The sequence below is a fragment of the Streptomyces sp. NPDC052016 genome (assembly GCF_044548445.1).
Taxonomy (GTDB): Bacteria; Actinomycetota; Actinomycetes; order Streptomycetales; family Streptomycetaceae; genus Streptomyces.
The window spans coordinates 123301-137624 of record NZ_JBIUBX010000022.1 but is presented as its reverse complement, the minus strand read 5'-3'; the positions used below and the strand labels follow the sequence as shown (position 1 = coordinate 137624).

The following is a 14324-nucleotide window of genomic DNA, read 5'->3' as shown; positions in this document are numbered from 1 at the left end:
GCATCGCATACGCCGGAATCATGCGGTCCGTGCCATGAGGCCGTACCAACTTCCGTGCGGGGGTCGCGCCCCGGCCGGTCCGCGGCGACTCTGGACCGTATGGCCACGCCGCCCGTACCGCCCCGACCGCCCGGCCCGCCGGGTGACACGCCGCCCCCAGGCGGTTTCGGACCGCCTCCCTCAGGCTTCGGCCCCGACCACGACGGGGGAGGGGGCGGTCGGCCCCCGTCTCTCCCGCCGGATCCGCCGGGCGGCCCGGGGAGGCGCAACCCCCTGTTCGCCGTACTCGTGCTGCTGGTCGCCGCCGCAGCCGTCGTCGCCGTGGTGTTGATGGCTTCGGGAAGCGACGACTCGCCGGACGAGCGACCGTCGGCGGGCACCAGCTCCTCTCCCGCCCCCTCCGTCAGCCTGCCGATCGAGCTGCCCAGCGGCCTGCCGAGCGAGCTGCCCTCACAGTTCCCCTCCGAGTTCCCGACGGCGCTTCCGACCACGCTTCCGACCGAGGTGCCGAGCGACCTCGAGTCACTCCTGCCGTCCTTGGACGAACTGCTGCCGTAACCGGTCAACCGGACTGCTGCCCACCGATCCGGGGGACTACTGCCGTAACTCCGCCGGGTGGGGGCGACGATCGTGCCTCCGCCGCCTCACTCCCCGTCCGGCTCCCCGGTCACGACCGGCGAGACAGCGCTCCCGGCCACCTCGGACAGGCGGTCGAGGCGATCCCGGTGGGCCCCGGTCAGGTGAAGACCTTCCGCGGCCAGGTTCTCCTCGAGGTGGTCGATCCGGGCGGTGCCGGGGATGGGGTGGATGACCGGCGAGTGACCGAGGAGCCAGGCGAGCGCCACCTGGGTGGGGGTGGCGTCGAGTTCCGCTGCCACGGCGGCGACCTCGGCTCTTGCTCCCGACTCACCCCAGGCCACCGGGCGCCACGGCAGGAAGGCGATCCCCGCCGCTTCGCAGGCCGCGAGTACGGGCTCGTGCTCGCGGTCGAGCAGGTTGTAGCGGTTCTGCACGCTGGCGACGTCGACCATGCCCCGCGCCTCGTCGAGTTCGTCGACATCGACCTCGGACAGCCCGATCCGCCCGATCTTGCCCTCGGCCTGCAACTCTCCCAGCGCGCCGAGCTGGTCGGCGAGCGGCGTCAGCGGATCGATACGGTGCAACTGCAGCAGCTCGATCCGCTCGACCCGCAGCCTGCGCAGTGCCTGCTCGACCTGAGCGCGCAGTACAGCCGGCCGCCCGTCGAGCTTCGCCTCGTCCAGGGCACCCGAGCCGGCGACGCCGACCTTGGTGGTGACGAGCAGCTCGTCCGGATAGGGGTACAGGGCTTCGGCCAGGAGTTCCTCGTTGGCTCCCCAGCCGTACATGTACGCGGTGTCGATCAGCGTGACGCCCAGCTCGACGGCCCGCCGGACGACAGCGACGGAGGCCTCACGGGCCGGCCCCGGCTCGGTCGGCAGGTGCATGGCCCCGAAGCCGAGCCGCCGTACCCTCAGGCCTCCGTCGTCGGAAAACGCAGTCGATGTCACGTGCTGTCTCCCCGTCGTCGCTCAATGTGCCACGCTAACAGCCGAGTTGGACGGAGAGTGGTCCACCGTGAGGATCGGCCGGCGACCAGGACGACGACTGCGTGTCGACGGGACCGGCCCTAGCGAAGACCCGTCCCGCCAGGGGCAGGCGCTGTCTCGTCATCGGTGCGGACCGAGGCCAGGGCCGTCGCCGGGTCCTGCGCCGCGCCCCCTGCCGGCACCCAACGGCCGCGTTCCTTGCGGTACGGCCACCAGCGCCCGTCCCGTCCCAGCCGTAGTTGACCGGGCGCCCCGACGACCGTCCACCGGTTGCCCCTGGCCCGCAGCGCCGGCCGCTCGTCCTCCTCCCAGGACGACTGCAGGGCGGCACGCGCGCGTGCGAGGGCCTCTCCTTCGACGGTCCACTCCTCCTCGAGCACGGACACTGCGGCCGCGCCTCCGAACCGCCAGGCCACTGCGGCCAGCGCCAGTTGTTCCTTGCTGCGCCCCGATCCGACGGCCAGCCGATCGGCCAGGGGCCGTGCCACGTCGGAGTCCTCCGGCAGGCCCGCGGCCAGCCGCACCGCGTCCTGGGCGACCGTCAACGGCTCAGGGCGCGCCCCGCGTTCCGTCCCGGGGCGCAGCGCCTCCGCGAGCAGGGTGTGGGCCTCGGCGGCCGTCCGGGCGGCCAGGCACCGCAGGGCTGCCAGGTCCACGCCCGCGGGAGGCGGGGCGTCCGTGTCCCACGACGGCGGCACGCCCGGTGCCTCCGGGAGTTCCGGTGCGGGAGGCAGCGCAGGCAGGACGTGCCCGGTCAGGTACGCCTCCACCGCGTCCACGCCCTCCGGCGGCGGCTCCGTTCCGGCCGGTTCGGCTCCGCTGCGCGCCTGGAGGTCGTCGAGCAGGGACTGCTCGGCGCGTCCCCGCAGGAGGAGCAGCACGAACGGGTCCTGGTCGAGCAGCCGCGCCACCTGGTAGCACAACGCCGCCGTGTGCCCGCAGTGATCCCAGGCGCCGCAGTCGCACTGCGCCTCCAGGTCGCCCAGTCCCGGCAGCAGGTCGATCCCGGCCGTCTCCGCGTCCTCGACCAGGTGCGGCGGCATCTCGCGGTCGAGCAACGCGGCGACATGCCCGGCCCGTTCCACGGTCATATCGAGGAACCGGTCCCACTGCGCGTCCGTCAGGACGTCGACGAGCACGTCGGCCCGGTGCGGGGTGCGGTCGCGGTCATGGACGACGGCTGTGAGCCGCCCCGGACGCACCGAGACCGCCCCCACCCCTCCCGCGCGCGCGAGCCTGCGGCCCGTCCGCACCTGCTCGCCGTCCAGCGCCCCGCCCTCCAGGGCCGTCAGCCACGCCCTGCCCCACCAGGTCTGCGCGAACCCTCTTCCGCGCGCGGGAGGCAACGCGGCGAAGGTGCGTTCCTGGTCGCTGTCGTACCGGTTCATCGCGTGCCCCCTCGCAGCTCGACCAGTTCGGCCAGTTCGGCGTCCGTCAGTTCGGTGAACCCTGCCTCGCCGGATCCGAGGACGGCGTCCGCGAGGTCGCGCTTGCGGCGCAGCAGGTCGGCGATACGGTCCTCGATCGTGCCCTCGGCGATCAACCGGTGCACCTGCACCGGCCGGGTCTGGCCGATGCGGTACGCCCGGTCGGTGGCCTGCGCCTCGACGGCGGGGTTCCACCAGCGGTCGTAGTGCACGACGTGCTCCGCGCGCGTGAGGTTGAGTCCGGTGCCGGCCGCCTTCAACGACAGCAGGAAGACGGGAACCTCGCCGTCCTGGAACCGCCGGACCATGGACTCCCGCTCGGGAACGGACGTCCCGCCGTGCAGTAAGAGGGTCGGCACGCCTCGTGCGGCAAGGTGCCGTTCGAGGACCCGCGCCATCCGCACGTACTGCGTGAACACCAGGACGCTCGCTCCTTCGGCCAGCAGTGTGTCGAGCAGCTCGTCCAGCAGCTCCAGCTTCCCGGAGCGCCCGGCGGTCCTCGGCCGATCCTCCTTGAGGTACTGGGCCGGATGGTTGCAGATCTGCTTGAGCCCGGTGAGGAGCTTCACCACCAGCCCGCGCCTGGCCATGTCGTCGGCGTCGGCGATCGCGGCGAGCGTCTCCCGCACCACGGCCTCGTACAGACCTGCCTGCTCCTTGGTGAGGGACACCGGGCGGTCGGTCTCGGTCTTGGGCGGCAGCTCGGGGGCGATTCCGGGGTCCGACTTGCGCCGGCGCAGCAGGAACGGTCCCACGAGCCGGGCGAGGCGCTCCGCGGCGGCGGGGTCACCGGCGCCCTCGACGGCTCGGGCGTACCGCGTGCGGAAGGTCCCCAGCCGGCCCAGCAGACCGGGTGTCGTCCAGTCCAGGATCGCCCAGAGCTCCGACAGGTTGTTCTCCACCGGGGTGCCGGTGAGCGCCACGCGCGCGCGTGCGCCGATCGTGCGCAGGGCCCGCGCGGTCTCCGAGTAGGGGTTCTTCACGTGTTGCGCCTCGTCCGCCACGACCAGACCCCATGGCACCTCGCCGAGGCGGCTCGCGTCCAGCCTCAGGGTGCCGTAGGTGGTGAGCACGAACTCACCGTCGGCCAACGCGCCCAGGTCGCGGCGCGGTCCGTGGAAGCGGCGCACGGGCGTGCCCGGCGCGAACTTCTCGATCTCACGCTGCCAGTTGCCCATCAGCGACGTCGGACAGACCACGAGGGTCGGGCCGGCGGCCGAGGGATCCGTCTGGCGGTGCAGGTGCAGGGCGATCAGCGTGACGGTCTTGCCGAGCCCCATGTCGTCCGCCAGGCAGCAACCGAGCCCCACCGCCGTGGTGCGGGCCAGCCAGTCCAGGCCGCGCCGTTGGTAGTCGCGCAGTGTCGCCCGGAGAGCGGCGGGCTGCGCCACCGGCTCCCGCTCCTCCTCGGGGCACGTCAGACGATCCCGCAGATGCGCCAGCCACCCGGCGGGCCTCACCTCGACCCGCCGGCCGTCGACTTCGGTCGAGCCCGTCAGGGCCGCGCTCAGGGCGTCGATCGGCGTCACCTTGCGGTCCTGCTGCGCACGGGCGCGGCGTAGCTCCCGCGGGTCGATCAGGACCCACTGGTCGCGCAACCGCACCAGGGGACGGTTGGCCTCGGCGAGGCGGTCCAGCTCCTCGCGTGTGAGCTGCGCGTCTCCCAGCGCGAACCGCCACGTGAAGGTCAGCAGCGCGTCCGCGGACAGGAAAGAGGGTGTGTCCGAGCCGGACCGGTCTCGTCCCGTTCCGTCGTCCGGCGGTCCCACCACCGCCCGGGCGGTCAGCGTACGGGCCAGCTCTCTCGGCCAGTGCACCTCGACGCCCGCGCCCGTCAGCGCCCGCCCACCCTCGCCGAGGAGCTCCGTGACCTCCTCGGCGAGCAGGTCGACGGCGTCGGGGACGGCCGCCGACAGCAAGGGCGCGAGCGGGGGCCAGGCGCGGGCCGCACGGCGCAGCGCGAGCAACGCGTCCATCCGCGCGCGCGGCCCGAACGCCTGCGTCGCCGGCCCCGCCTCCTGCCAGACGTCGGCGGCGTCCACGACCAGCGCGGGATCGCTCACAGCGTGCACCTGTGGCACGGCCCGGAAGGTCGCCACCGCCTCCTCGGGCCCCGAGTCGGAGAGCCCCGAGACCTCGATACGCAGCGAGATCCGTACGCCCGCGTCGTGCCCGGCGGCGACGTCGGCGGCCCATCCGCGCAGCTCCGGTACGTGCTGAGGCTGCCGGGCCGCGTATGCGGAGCCACCCGTCAGGAGCGGCGCGGCGGGGGAGCGGGGCAGCGCGTCCGCCACCGCGTCCAGGAAGGCACGCAGCAGCCGCTCCGGATCGGGCAGCCGCAGCGGCGGACTGTCGTCCAGGGGTACGGCGTGCGCTTCCGGAGGCATCGCCGCGGCCAGTCGGCGCACCTGGTCGGCGTCGTCCGGGCCCAGCGGGCCCACGCGCCAGGCGTCGTGGTAGTCCGGGGACAGACCCGGCAGCAGCAGGCCCCGCGCGACGAACTGCCACGCGGTCAGGGCCGCCGCGCCCCAGAACGCGGCTGCCCGGTGTCCGTCGGGGACGGCACGCGCGCGCGTGAGCACCGGCAGGGCCTCGCCCACCGGGATCAGCACGGCGGGCAGGCGCACGACCTCCACGCCGGTCCCGGCCGGCCGGACGAACGACACATCCTCGACGGGGAGGCCGGGAGGGGCGTCACCGTCGAGTCGCCAGAAGGCGAAACGGCCGGTACGCGCGGGCGTGCCGGGTACGAACACGGCGGGGTGGCGGGCCAGTTCGGAGATCTCGTGCTGCCGTTCCGCGGAAACGCTCTGCGCAGAGATGAGCTGCTCCTCAAATTTGACTACTGACGTCGGCCGCAGAGCGTACAGCACTTCCGAGTCGAACGCGCACCCATTTCGGCGGGCCGCCGGAATGACGGGCGCCGAGGGGCGGGGTCACCCAGAGAAGCGGGGCCCACCCGGAACGGAGGGGACCACCCCGAACGGAGGCGGCCACCCGGAACGGAGGGGACCACCCGAACGGAGGTGGCCACCCCGAACGGAGGCGGCTACCCCGAACGGAGGGGACCACCCAGAGGGGCGGGGCCGCCCTGAGTGGAGGCCCCCCGGGGTGTGGGGTGCGGGCGTCTCAGGGGCACCTAGGGGGTGTATGTCGGGGACCTCTCAGGGGCGCGGGTGGAACCGCGCGCCGCGTGGACCCGTTCTCAGAGCAGAGAGCGGCAGTGGCCGCGAAGGAGGCGACGCACATGTCGAAGAACGCGAAGATCGCCGTAGGAGGAGTCGCGGTCGGACTCCTTCTGCTGATCTGGCTGCCCTGGTGGGCGGCTCTGCTGATCGTGCTGGGGGTTCCGGCGGCCGCGTACCTCACGCTGGACCCCTCGCAGCGGCGCAGGCTGCGCCGCGTCACCCGCAAGGAGCTCGGTCGCTGAGGGGGCGGGGGCCGCCACCCGGCCCCCGCCTTCCGGGACGCACCCCGATCCGCACCCGCCCGGTGGTCAGCTCGGCCGGACCGCCATCTTGTCGAGTGCTTCCAGAAGCCCCGGCAGTTCGGGTCCCCGGCCGACCGGCAGCACCTCGCCGGGTTCGTCGTCGAGCAGGACGAACGCGATGTCGTCGGTCCTGGCCACCAGCGACCAGCCGGGGCCGTCCGCCCGCAGCGTGCGCGCGTCGCCCGACGCGAACGACGAGCGCACGCGGCCCAGGGGAGGCGGTGAGTCCACATAGGCGCGCGCCTCCGCGAGGACGCGCCGGATGCCGTGATGTCCCTTCGGGGCGTCCTGTGCGGCCCCATTCGTGCCGTCGGCCCCCGAGCCCTCCCGCGGCGACGTGAACTCGGTGTCGTCGATCTGCTCGCGCCACAGGGCCCACTGCAGCGCGATCTCGTCGGCCCCCAGACGCCGCTGGGCGGGACCCCAGGTGCTCGTGTCCGGCGGGCACAGGGCGGGGCCGTCCGCGACGTCGGGGCCGGGATCGTGCGGGGCCGGCACGCCGGGAGCTGCGACGGCCACCTCCAGGGGCCAGCCGGGCAGCGCTGCGACCACGGTGCGCTCGTCCGGTGATAGGTCGTACTCCATGCCGCAGTCCCACGACGCGATGGCGACAGCCACCAGCGACACGTCGTCGATCACCACCGTCCACCGCGCGCCCTCGCCGTCCTGGCCGAGTACCAGGCCGTATCCGTCGGCGAGCGGCGCGAGGCCGAGCGCCGCGCAGGCCTCCGGGTAGTCGTCGCCCAGCACACTCGGGAACTTCGCCGGCGTCAGCAGCACCGCCGTGAGCACATAGAGCGCATCGTCCGCGGCGGCGACGGCGTCCTCGTCCGTCCCGGCCATCCCAGCCTCCCCATCGGTTCGTCCATCGGCGCGCACCCTAGTGCGGCGGGAAGGCGCTTGTCACGACTCCCCGACACACCCGGAGCTGCAGTTTTCCGACCGGACGGGGGCGAATCACCCCGGGTTCGCCGGCTGAGCTCCCGCGGCGGGCCGGCCGAGCAGGGCCCGGGCCACCGTGCGCGGCGACTCGTCGCGCTCGCGCGCGAGCGCGATGACCGCGCGGCAGGCCAGCTCGTTGACCCCGAAGGACAGCGCCTCCGGCGACACCCAGCCCGCCGCCTCCTCGACGCCGTCCTGGTCGTCCTCCGCGCAGGCCGAGACATACGCGGCGGCCGCCTCGAACAGGTTGTGCGTGCGCTTGGCGCCCGTGTGCTGTTTCCCGCGGGCGCGCTGCCTGCCGTCCGCGGACTGCTCCCCGCCCGGACGCGCGCGTATGGCGTCGAGCAGTCTTCCCCAAACCTTGCGGATCCCGTCGACCATGGCGACCACCACCCTTTCCCCTGCGTGATTCCCCCCGTGCCGAGCGTTCATCTCCTTCTGCTCCACGTAGAGTTGGAATTTCGGCGGCAGAAGGGGGACGGCGCGGTGAAGCGCTTCGAGCGGCTCGAACAGATCAGGCGAATGGACCCGTATGAGGATGCTTCCGAGATCTACCGCCTCAGCGTGGCGTACGAGTTCCCCTGGGACTTCACCCGCGCCCTGGAGCTGGCCCTGTATCGCACCTACGCGGTGCCGAGCATCGGCAGGCTGCTGTCCCGCACGGCGGAGCTGACGGACCGCACGCAGAAGCGCTACGACGACACCTCGCTGCTCCTCGACGCCGTCGTCGAGCACGGCTTCGACAGCGAACAGGGCCGGACGGCCGTCCGCCGCATCAACCAGATGCACCGCGGTTACGACATCAGCGACGACGACATGAGGTACGTCCTCTGCACGTTCGTGGTCATGCCCAGGCGCTGGATCGACTCCTACGGATGGCGCAGGCTCTCCCGCCACGAGATCGTCGCCTCCACCGTCCACTACCGCACCCTCGGGCAGCGCATGGGCATCAAGGACATCCCCGAGTCCTACGAGGAGTTCGAAGCCTGCCTCGACGCCTACGAGAAAGCCCACTTCGCGTGGGACGAAGGCGCGCGGCGGGTATCGGACGCCACGCTCGCCCTGATGGCCTCCTGGTACCCGAGGCCGCTCGCCCCCCTGCTGCGCACCGCCACCCTCGCCCTGCTCGACGAGCCGCTTCTGAAGGCCTTCCGTTACACCCCGCCGGACCCCGTCACCCGGGCACTCGTCCGCCGAGCGGTACGCGCGCGTGGACGCGCCGTCCGGCTGCTGCCACCGCGCCGCGCACCGCACTTCGCTCGGCAGAACTGGGAGATCAAGAGCTACCCGGACGGCTATCGGCTCCAGGACCTGGGCACCCGTCCGGTGCCCGGCGTCCGGGGCTGCCCCGTGCGGCACACCGGCGGGTCACCCACCCAGTGAGTCCAGCGTGTCGCGGAGCCAGCCGAGTTCGGCCCGCGATGTCGCCCGGGCGATGGTGAGCACGCCGCGCCGGAACGGGTCGTCCACCTCCTCGGCGTGCAACGGCCGGTCGCCGTCGTAGAAGAAGCTCGCCGGCTCCTCCAGGAAGGCAAGACGACGGCGCAGCACGGCTGCCTGGGCCGCGGCGTCGTCCAGGTGCCGCAGGAAGGCGAGCACCGTGAACCAGCGGTTCTCGTCGGTGATGTCCCTTTCCCCGGGTGCGGCGAGGCGGCGCCGCAGCTCGCTCCGGCCTTCATCGGTGAGGCTGAGGACGTGTCGCGGCGCGGCGGCGGCGCCGGGCTCGGTCGTGCGTACCAGGAGACCCGCTTTCTCCAGGCGCTTGATCGCCGGGTACAGCGTGCTCTCGGCCACGGGCCGTACGTGCCCCGTCAGCGCCGCGATGCGTTTGCGCAGCTCGTAGCCGTGCAGCGGGGTGTCGTACAGGAAGCCGAGGATGGCGAGTTCCAGCATGTATGCATTCTGCCGCACATGCGCTGTACAGCGTGCTCATCATATTTCGATCCCGCTGTACCTCGGTGCCGAGGTATGCTCGGGGCGCTCCGGTCGACCGTGATGTTCCGAGGAGGCAGCGATGCGACAGGCCGAGTTCGGCGGTGGGGGAAGCCGGATCCGCTGGACGGAGACGCCGGGCGCGGAACCCGCGCGCGTGTACGTGCACGGACTGGGAGCCACTTCGGCCGCCTACCACGCGCACGTGGCGGCCCGTCCCGAACTCTCCGGCCGGCGCAGTCTCTTCGTCGACCTGCCCGGGCACGGCATCAGCGACCGGCCCGAGGACTTCGGCTACACGCTGGAGGAGCACGCGGACGCGCTGGCGGCAGCGTTGGACACGGCGGGCGTAAGCGGTGCCGAGCTGATCGCCCACAGCATGGGCGGCTCCGTGGCCATCGTTCTCGGCCATCGCCGGCCCGACCTGGTGTCCCGGCTCGTTCTCACCGAGGCCAACCTCGACGCCTTCCCGCCGCAGACCGCGGGCAGCAGCGGCATCGCCTCGTACACGGAGGACGACTTCGTCCACGGCGGCCACGCGCGCGTACTGGACCGGGTCGGTCCCCTGTGGGCGGCGACCATGAGGCTGGCCGACCCGCGGGCCCTGCACCGCAGTGCCGTCGGGCTGCGGCGCGGCTCAGTTCCGCTCATGCGCGAGATCCTGACGGGGCTCGACACGGTCGAGCGTGTCTACCTCCAGGGCGAGCTCAGCGGTGAGCTCGCTGGAGCGGACACCCTGGAGGCGGCGGGCGTACGCGTGGTGACGGTGCCCGCCGCCGGCCACAACGTCATGTTCGACAACCCCGACGCCTTCGTGACGGCGGTCGCCGCAGCGCCATGAGGGTCAGCTGTCCCGGACGGCCAGCGCGAGGAACCGGACGTCCTCGTCGACGTACGACGTCAGGCGCCACCCGGAAGCGGCCAGCAGCGGACGGAGGTTGGGCTCCGCACGCAGGTCCTCCGGTGTGATCTGCCGGCCCTGGCGCGCCGCGAGCGCCGCCCTGCCGATCGGATGGAACAGCGCCAGGGTGCCGCCCGGGCGCACGACGCGGGCCAACTCCCGCAGGTTTTCCGCCGGGCGGGGCAGGTGGGAGATGAGCCCCGCCCCGAACACCGCGTCGAGGGATCCGGGGCGCAGGGGCAGCGCGGCGACGTCGGCGAGCACCAGCCGCCCGTGGCGGTCCCGCCCCGCCCGTACGGCCGCCGCCAGCATGGCCGGGGTCAGGTCGGCCCCGAGAACCACTCCCGACGGCCCCACGGCCGCACGCAGCGGCGTCAGGGCCCGACCGGTGCCGCAGCCGGCGTCCAGCACGCGGTGCCCCTCGCGCAGTCGGAGTTCGGCGACCGCGGCCGCGTAGGCGGGGCCGTCGTCGGGGAACCGGCTGTCCCAGTCGGCCGCACGCGCGGTGAAGAACTCCTGGACGTGTGTCTGATGGTCGCTCATGTGCCGCATGATCCCTCACTGGTACGGAGGACGCCGCGGCGCACACGTTCGAACCTGAGGCGATCGGTCCAGCGCATTTCCGCGTCATATTGCGGCACCTTTCGAAATGCGCCCCCTTTGTGCTCCCGTGCCCCCACTAGCGTCCCGGGGCCATGGGACACCTGGACCACGCCACCTTCGGCTGGCTGACCCCTCTGCTGTCATACGTGATGGCCTGCATCGGCGCCGCCCTCGGACTGCGCTGTACCGTCCGGGCGCTGGGCGCCACCGGGCGCTCGCGCCGCAACTGGCTGTTCACTGCGGCCTCCGCCATCGGCACCGGCATCTGGACCATGCACTTCGTGGCCATGCTCGGTTTCGGCGTCAGCGGCACCGACGTCCGCTACGACGTCCCCCTGACCGTGCTCAGCCTCCTCGTCGCCATGGTCGTCGTCTGCGCCGGCGTCTTCGCCGTCGGCTACAGCCGCGACCGCACGCGCGCGTTGCTGATCGGCGGTCTCACCACCGGCGTGGGCGTGGCGAGCATGCACTACCTCGGCATGGCCGCCGTCCGGCTGCACGGCGACGTGAGCTACGACCCGATGCTGGTCGGAGTCTCCGTCCTGATCGCCGTCGTCGCGGCGACCGCGGCCCTCTGGGCGGCACTCAACATCAAGTCGCCGGTCGCGGTCACCCTCGCCTCGCTCGTCATGGGCGCTGCGGTGAGCAGCATGCACTACACCGCGATGTTCGCGGTGGACGTGCGCGTCACGCCCTCGGGTGAGGCCCTGCCCGGGGCCACGGCGATGCAGTTCATCTTCCCCCTCGCCGTCGGCCTCGGGTCCTATCTCTTCCTGACCTCGGCCTTCGTCGCGCTGTCGCCCACCACGGGGGAACGCGAGGCCTCCGCCTCCGCGCAGCGGCAGCCGGTGGAGAGCCTCGCCGGCCGGCAACAGGCCCGCACCACGTGACGGAACCGGACGGCACGCCCCCCGAAACACATCCGAGCGAGGAGGCCATGCGTACACCCCGGAGGACCCCGACGGACGGAGCAGGGACGACGCCCCCCGTGCGCGGGCGTCGCGCCCACGCCGGACCACCCGCCGACGAGGGACCGGACGAGTTCCCGGGCGCGCCGGCGGACAGGCCGCCCACGCGCGCGGGACGCTGGCGGATCCGGCCGCGCACCGTGCGTGCAAAGATCGTCTGTCTGCTGATGGTGCCGGTCGTCTCCCTGCTGGCCCTGTGGGCGTACGCCACCGTCAGCACCGCACAGGACGTCTCCCGGCTGCGCCAGTTGCAGCGCGTCGACGCGGAGATACGCACCCCCGTCGCCACCGCGGTGACCGCGCTCCAGACCGAGCGGGCAGCCGCCGTGCGCCATGCCACCGACCCGGCCGCCGGACAGGGCGACGACCTGACGAAGCTCGGCGAACGCACCGACCGCGCCGTGGCCGAGCTGCGGCTGGGAGACGACCGCACCGTCGCCGACGGCCAGGAACTGCCCGCCGGAGTCGCCCAGCGCCTCCAGGCCTTCGTCTCCGGGGCCGAGGAACTGCGCTCGCTGCGGACCGCGGTGCTGGACGGCACAGCGGGCTGGGAGGAGACCTACGGCCGGTACACGAGGACGATCGCGTCCGCCTTCTCCGTGGGCGGGGCACTCTCCGGCATCCAGGACGCCGAACTCGGCTCCGACGCGCGCGTCCTGCTCGAGTTCTCCCGCGCCGGCGAGGCGATGGCCCAGGAGGACGTCGTCCTCGGCAGCGCGCGTCTGGCCGGGCGCCTCGACGCAGAGCGCATGCGGCTGTTCACCGGTGCCGTCCACACGCGACACGCCCTCACCGAGTCGGCCGTGGCGGACCTGCGCGGCCCCGGACACACCGCCTGGCGCGACCTGGCCGCGAGCAGCGCCTACGCCGCCCTGGACGCCGTGGAGGACAAGGTGCTCGCCCGTGGCCCGGGAACGAAGGCCATCGCCGTCGCACCGGAAGCGGCCTGGAGCGCGGCCCACGCGCGCGTGCGGAACGGTATGCGGACCATCGAGGCTGACGCGGCGCGCGACGTCGCCGACCGCGCCGACCCGTTCACCCGCGGACTGCTGACCCCGGCGGGAGCAGCCGTCCTGCTCGGCCTCGCGGCGGTCGCCGCCTCCCTCGTCATCTCCGTGCGCATCGGCCGCGGACTCGTCGTGGAACTCGTCAGCCTGCGCAACAGCGCCCTGGAGATCGCCCGCCGCAAACTGCCGGACGCCATGCGGAAACTGCGCGCCGGCGAGGAGATCGACATCCGCGCCGAGGCGCCGCCCGGGCCTCCCGCCGAGGACGAGACCGGCCAAGTCGCCGAGGCCCTGGGCACCGTGCACCGCGCCGCCCTGCGGGCCGCGGTGGAGCGAGCCGAGCTCGCCAGCGGCATCTCCGGGGTGTTCGTCAACCTCGCCCGCCGCAGCCAGGTCCTCGTCCACCGCCAGCTCAGCCTCCTGGACAGCATGGAGCGCCGTTCGGACGACCCGAACGAGCTGAGCGACCTGTTCCGGCTCGACCACCTCACCACCCGCATGCGGCGCCACGCGGAGAGTTTGATCATCCTCTCCGGAGCCGCCCCCGGCCGGGCCTGGCGCATGCCGGTCCCGCTCACCGACGTCGTCCGCGCCGCCGTGTCCGAAGTCGAGGACTACGCGCGCGTGGAGGTCAGGCAGCTCCCGGAGGCCTCCGTCATCGGCTCCGCCGTCGCCGACCTCACCCACCTGCTCGCCGAACTCGTCGAAAACGCCGCTCAGTTCTCGCCCCCGCACACGCGCGTGCGCATCACCGGCGAACCCGTCGGGAACGGCTACGCCGTCGAGGTCGAGGACCGGGGCCTCGGCATGGGCAAGGAGACACTCGCCGAGGCCAACCGCCGCATCGCCCAGTCCGAGGCACTCGACCTGTTCGACAGCGACCGGCTCGGCCTGTTCGTCGTCAGCAGGCTCGCCGCACGTCACGGGGTCAAAGTCCATCTGCGCACCTCGCCCTACGGCGGCACCACGGCAGTCGTCCTGCTGCCCACCGCCCTGCTGCACAGCGGCACCCCGGAACGATCCGCCCGAGAGGCGGCAGAGGCGCAACAGCCGGCCGAACGGGATCACGCGCGCGTACCCGCCGCCGACCGCCTCCAGGAGGCCGTCCCCGCGACCGCGGACCGGCCGGCACTGGTCGCTCCCGTCCGGGCCGCCGCCGAGCCGACGGCAGCCGACACCCCACCCCCCGGAGTCACCGCCTTGCGCCTGCACCGCCCACCCGACGACGCCGACGGATCGGACGACCTGCCGCGCCGGGTACGGCAGGCGCACCTCGCACCCCAACTGCGCCGGCCGCTTGCCGATGAGCCGGCCCAGGCACCCGGGCCGCGCGGCGACGACACCCGCACCCCCGAACTCGTCCGGGACCGGATGGCCGCCTACCGGGACGGCTGGGCGCGCGGTGGCGGCAGGCAACCCGGCCGCGGTGCCACCCCGGAACGAACGCCGGGCAGCGACAGCAGCGAAGGAGAGTCTCAATGATCGT

13 protein-coding genes are annotated in these 14324 nt (G+C 73.2%); 6 read left to right on the top strand and 7 right to left on the bottom strand.

The features are described 5' to 3' along the window. The first annotated feature begins 330 nt into the window (after positions 1-330). Positions 331-558 (top strand): hypothetical protein, encoded by a 228-nt coding sequence (locus ACIHAR_RS26465; RefSeq protein WP_400022263.1) that lies wholly within the window; start codon positions 331-333, stop codon positions 556-558. An 86-nt stretch (positions 559-644) separates the two neighbouring features. Here ACIHAR_RS26465 and ACIHAR_RS26460 read toward each other — a convergent pair whose 3' ends face one another. From ACIHAR_RS26460 to ACIHAR_RS26450, 3 genes are all read right to left on the bottom strand, one after another. Then, a complete protein-coding gene (locus tag ACIHAR_RS26460) occupies positions 645-1529 on the bottom strand; it encodes an aldo/keto reductase (protein WP_400022262.1) in 885 nt (294 codons plus the stop codon). A gap of 119 nt (positions 1530-1648) precedes the next feature. Then, positions 1649-2956 carry an SWF or SNF family helicase gene (locus tag ACIHAR_RS26455; RefSeq protein WP_400022261.1) on the bottom strand — a complete coding sequence of 436 codons (1308 nt, stop codon included), beginning with the start codon at positions 2954-2956 and terminating at the stop codon, positions 1649-1651. Next, positions 2953-5817, bottom strand: coding sequence for a DEAD/DEAH box helicase (locus tag ACIHAR_RS26450; protein ID WP_400022289.1), 2865 nt, complete (start codon positions 5815-5817; stop codon positions 2953-2955). The genes ACIHAR_RS26455 and ACIHAR_RS26450 overlap by 4 nt, the downstream gene beginning before the upstream one ends. Before the next feature lie 425 nt (positions 5818-6242). Here ACIHAR_RS26450 and ACIHAR_RS26445 point away from each other — a divergent pair, with 425 nt between their 5' ends. Further along, positions 6243-6425 (top strand): hypothetical protein, encoded by a 183-nt coding sequence (locus ACIHAR_RS26445; RefSeq protein WP_365448708.1) that lies wholly within the window; start codon positions 6243-6245, stop codon positions 6423-6425. 66 nt (positions 6426-6491) lie between these two features. Here ACIHAR_RS26445 and ACIHAR_RS26440 read toward each other — a convergent pair whose 3' ends face one another. Both ACIHAR_RS26440 and ACIHAR_RS26435 read right to left on the bottom strand, forming a co-directional pair. After that, entirely contained in the window at positions 6492-7328 is an 837-nt protein-coding gene (locus ACIHAR_RS26440) for a hypothetical protein (RefSeq protein WP_400022260.1), read from the bottom strand. 114 nt (positions 7329-7442) lie between these two features. Next, on the bottom strand, positions 7443-7808 hold the full coding sequence (locus ACIHAR_RS26435; protein WP_400022259.1) for a hypothetical protein: 366 nt from the start codon (positions 7806-7808) through the stop codon (positions 7443-7445). A gap of 105 nt (positions 7809-7913) precedes the next feature. Between ACIHAR_RS26435 and ACIHAR_RS26430 the strand changes: the two genes are divergently transcribed. After that, positions 7914-8810, top strand: coding sequence for an oxygenase MpaB family protein (locus ACIHAR_RS26430; RefSeq protein WP_400022258.1), 897 nt, complete (start codon positions 7914-7916; stop codon positions 8808-8810). Here the strand turns inward: ACIHAR_RS26430 and ACIHAR_RS26425 are convergent. Beyond that, positions 8796-9320 (bottom strand): PadR family transcriptional regulator, encoded by a 525-nt coding sequence (locus ACIHAR_RS26425; RefSeq protein ID WP_400022257.1) that lies wholly within the window; start codon positions 9318-9320, stop codon positions 8796-8798. The genes ACIHAR_RS26430 and ACIHAR_RS26425 overlap by 15 nt on opposite strands. A 121-nt stretch (positions 9321-9441) precedes the next feature. Here ACIHAR_RS26425 and ACIHAR_RS26420 point away from each other — a divergent pair, with 121 nt between their 5' ends. Next, positions 9442-10200: an alpha/beta fold hydrolase gene (locus ACIHAR_RS26420; protein ID WP_400022256.1), complete on the top strand. Its 759-nt coding sequence runs from the start codon at positions 9442-9444 to the stop codon at positions 10198-10200. A 3-nt stretch (positions 10201-10203) separates the two neighbouring features. Here the strand turns inward: ACIHAR_RS26420 and ACIHAR_RS26415 are convergent, their stop codons facing one another. Further along, positions 10204-10803 carry a class I SAM-dependent methyltransferase gene (locus ACIHAR_RS26415; RefSeq protein WP_365467040.1) on the bottom strand — a complete coding sequence of 200 codons (600 nt, stop codon included), beginning with the start codon at positions 10801-10803 and terminating at the stop codon, positions 10204-10206. Between the two features lie 152 nt (positions 10804-10955). Between ACIHAR_RS26415 and ACIHAR_RS26410 the strand changes: the two genes are divergently transcribed. After that, positions 10956-11753 carry an MHYT domain-containing protein gene (locus tag ACIHAR_RS26410; protein WP_365467038.1) on the top strand — a complete coding sequence of 266 codons (798 nt, stop codon included), beginning with the start codon at positions 10956-10958 and terminating at the stop codon, positions 11751-11753. Positions 11754-11800: 47 nt separating this feature from the next. Then, positions 11801-14320, top strand: coding sequence for a nitrate- and nitrite sensing domain-containing protein (locus tag ACIHAR_RS26405; RefSeq protein WP_400022255.1), 2520 nt, complete (start codon positions 11801-11803; stop codon positions 14318-14320). Positions 14321-14324 lie beyond the last annotated feature (4 nt).

What these genes read in the sequence shown, in the direction of transcription:
- ACIHAR_RS26405 (WP_400022255.1), top strand. Translation starts at nt 11,801, where the DNA reads ATGCGTACACCCCGGAGGACCCCGACGGACGGAGCAGGGACGACGCCC.
- ACIHAR_RS26445 (WP_365448708.1), top strand. Translation starts at nt 6,243, where the DNA reads ATGTCGAAGAACGCGAAGATCGCCGTAGGAGGAGTCGCGGTCGGACTC.
- ACIHAR_RS26415 (WP_365467040.1), bottom strand. Translation starts at nt 10,803, where the DNA reads ATGAGCGACCATCAGACACACGTCCAGGAGTTCTTCACCGCGCGTGCG.
- ACIHAR_RS26435 (WP_400022259.1), bottom strand. Translation starts at nt 7,808, where the DNA reads ATGGTCGACGGGATCCGCAAGGTTTGGGGAAGACTGCTCGACGCCATA.
- ACIHAR_RS26425 (WP_400022257.1), bottom strand. Translation starts at nt 9,320, where the DNA reads ATGCTGGAACTCGCCATCCTCGGCTTCCTGTACGACACCCCGCTGCAC.
- ACIHAR_RS26410 (WP_365467038.1), top strand. Translation starts at nt 10,956, where the DNA reads ATGGGACACCTGGACCACGCCACCTTCGGCTGGCTGACCCCTCTGCTG.
- ACIHAR_RS26455 (WP_400022261.1), bottom strand. Translation starts at nt 2,956, where the DNA reads ATGAACCGGTACGACAGCGACCAGGAACGCACCTTCGCCGCGTTGCCT.
- ACIHAR_RS26465 (WP_400022263.1), top strand. Translation starts at nt 331, where the DNA reads ATGGCTTCGGGAAGCGACGACTCGCCGGACGAGCGACCGTCGGCGGGC.
- ACIHAR_RS26420 (WP_400022256.1), top strand. Translation starts at nt 9,442, where the DNA reads ATGCGACAGGCCGAGTTCGGCGGTGGGGGAAGCCGGATCCGCTGGACG.
- ACIHAR_RS26440 (WP_400022260.1), bottom strand. Translation starts at nt 7,328, where the DNA reads ATGGCCGGGACGGACGAGGACGCCGTCGCCGCCGCGGACGATGCGCTC.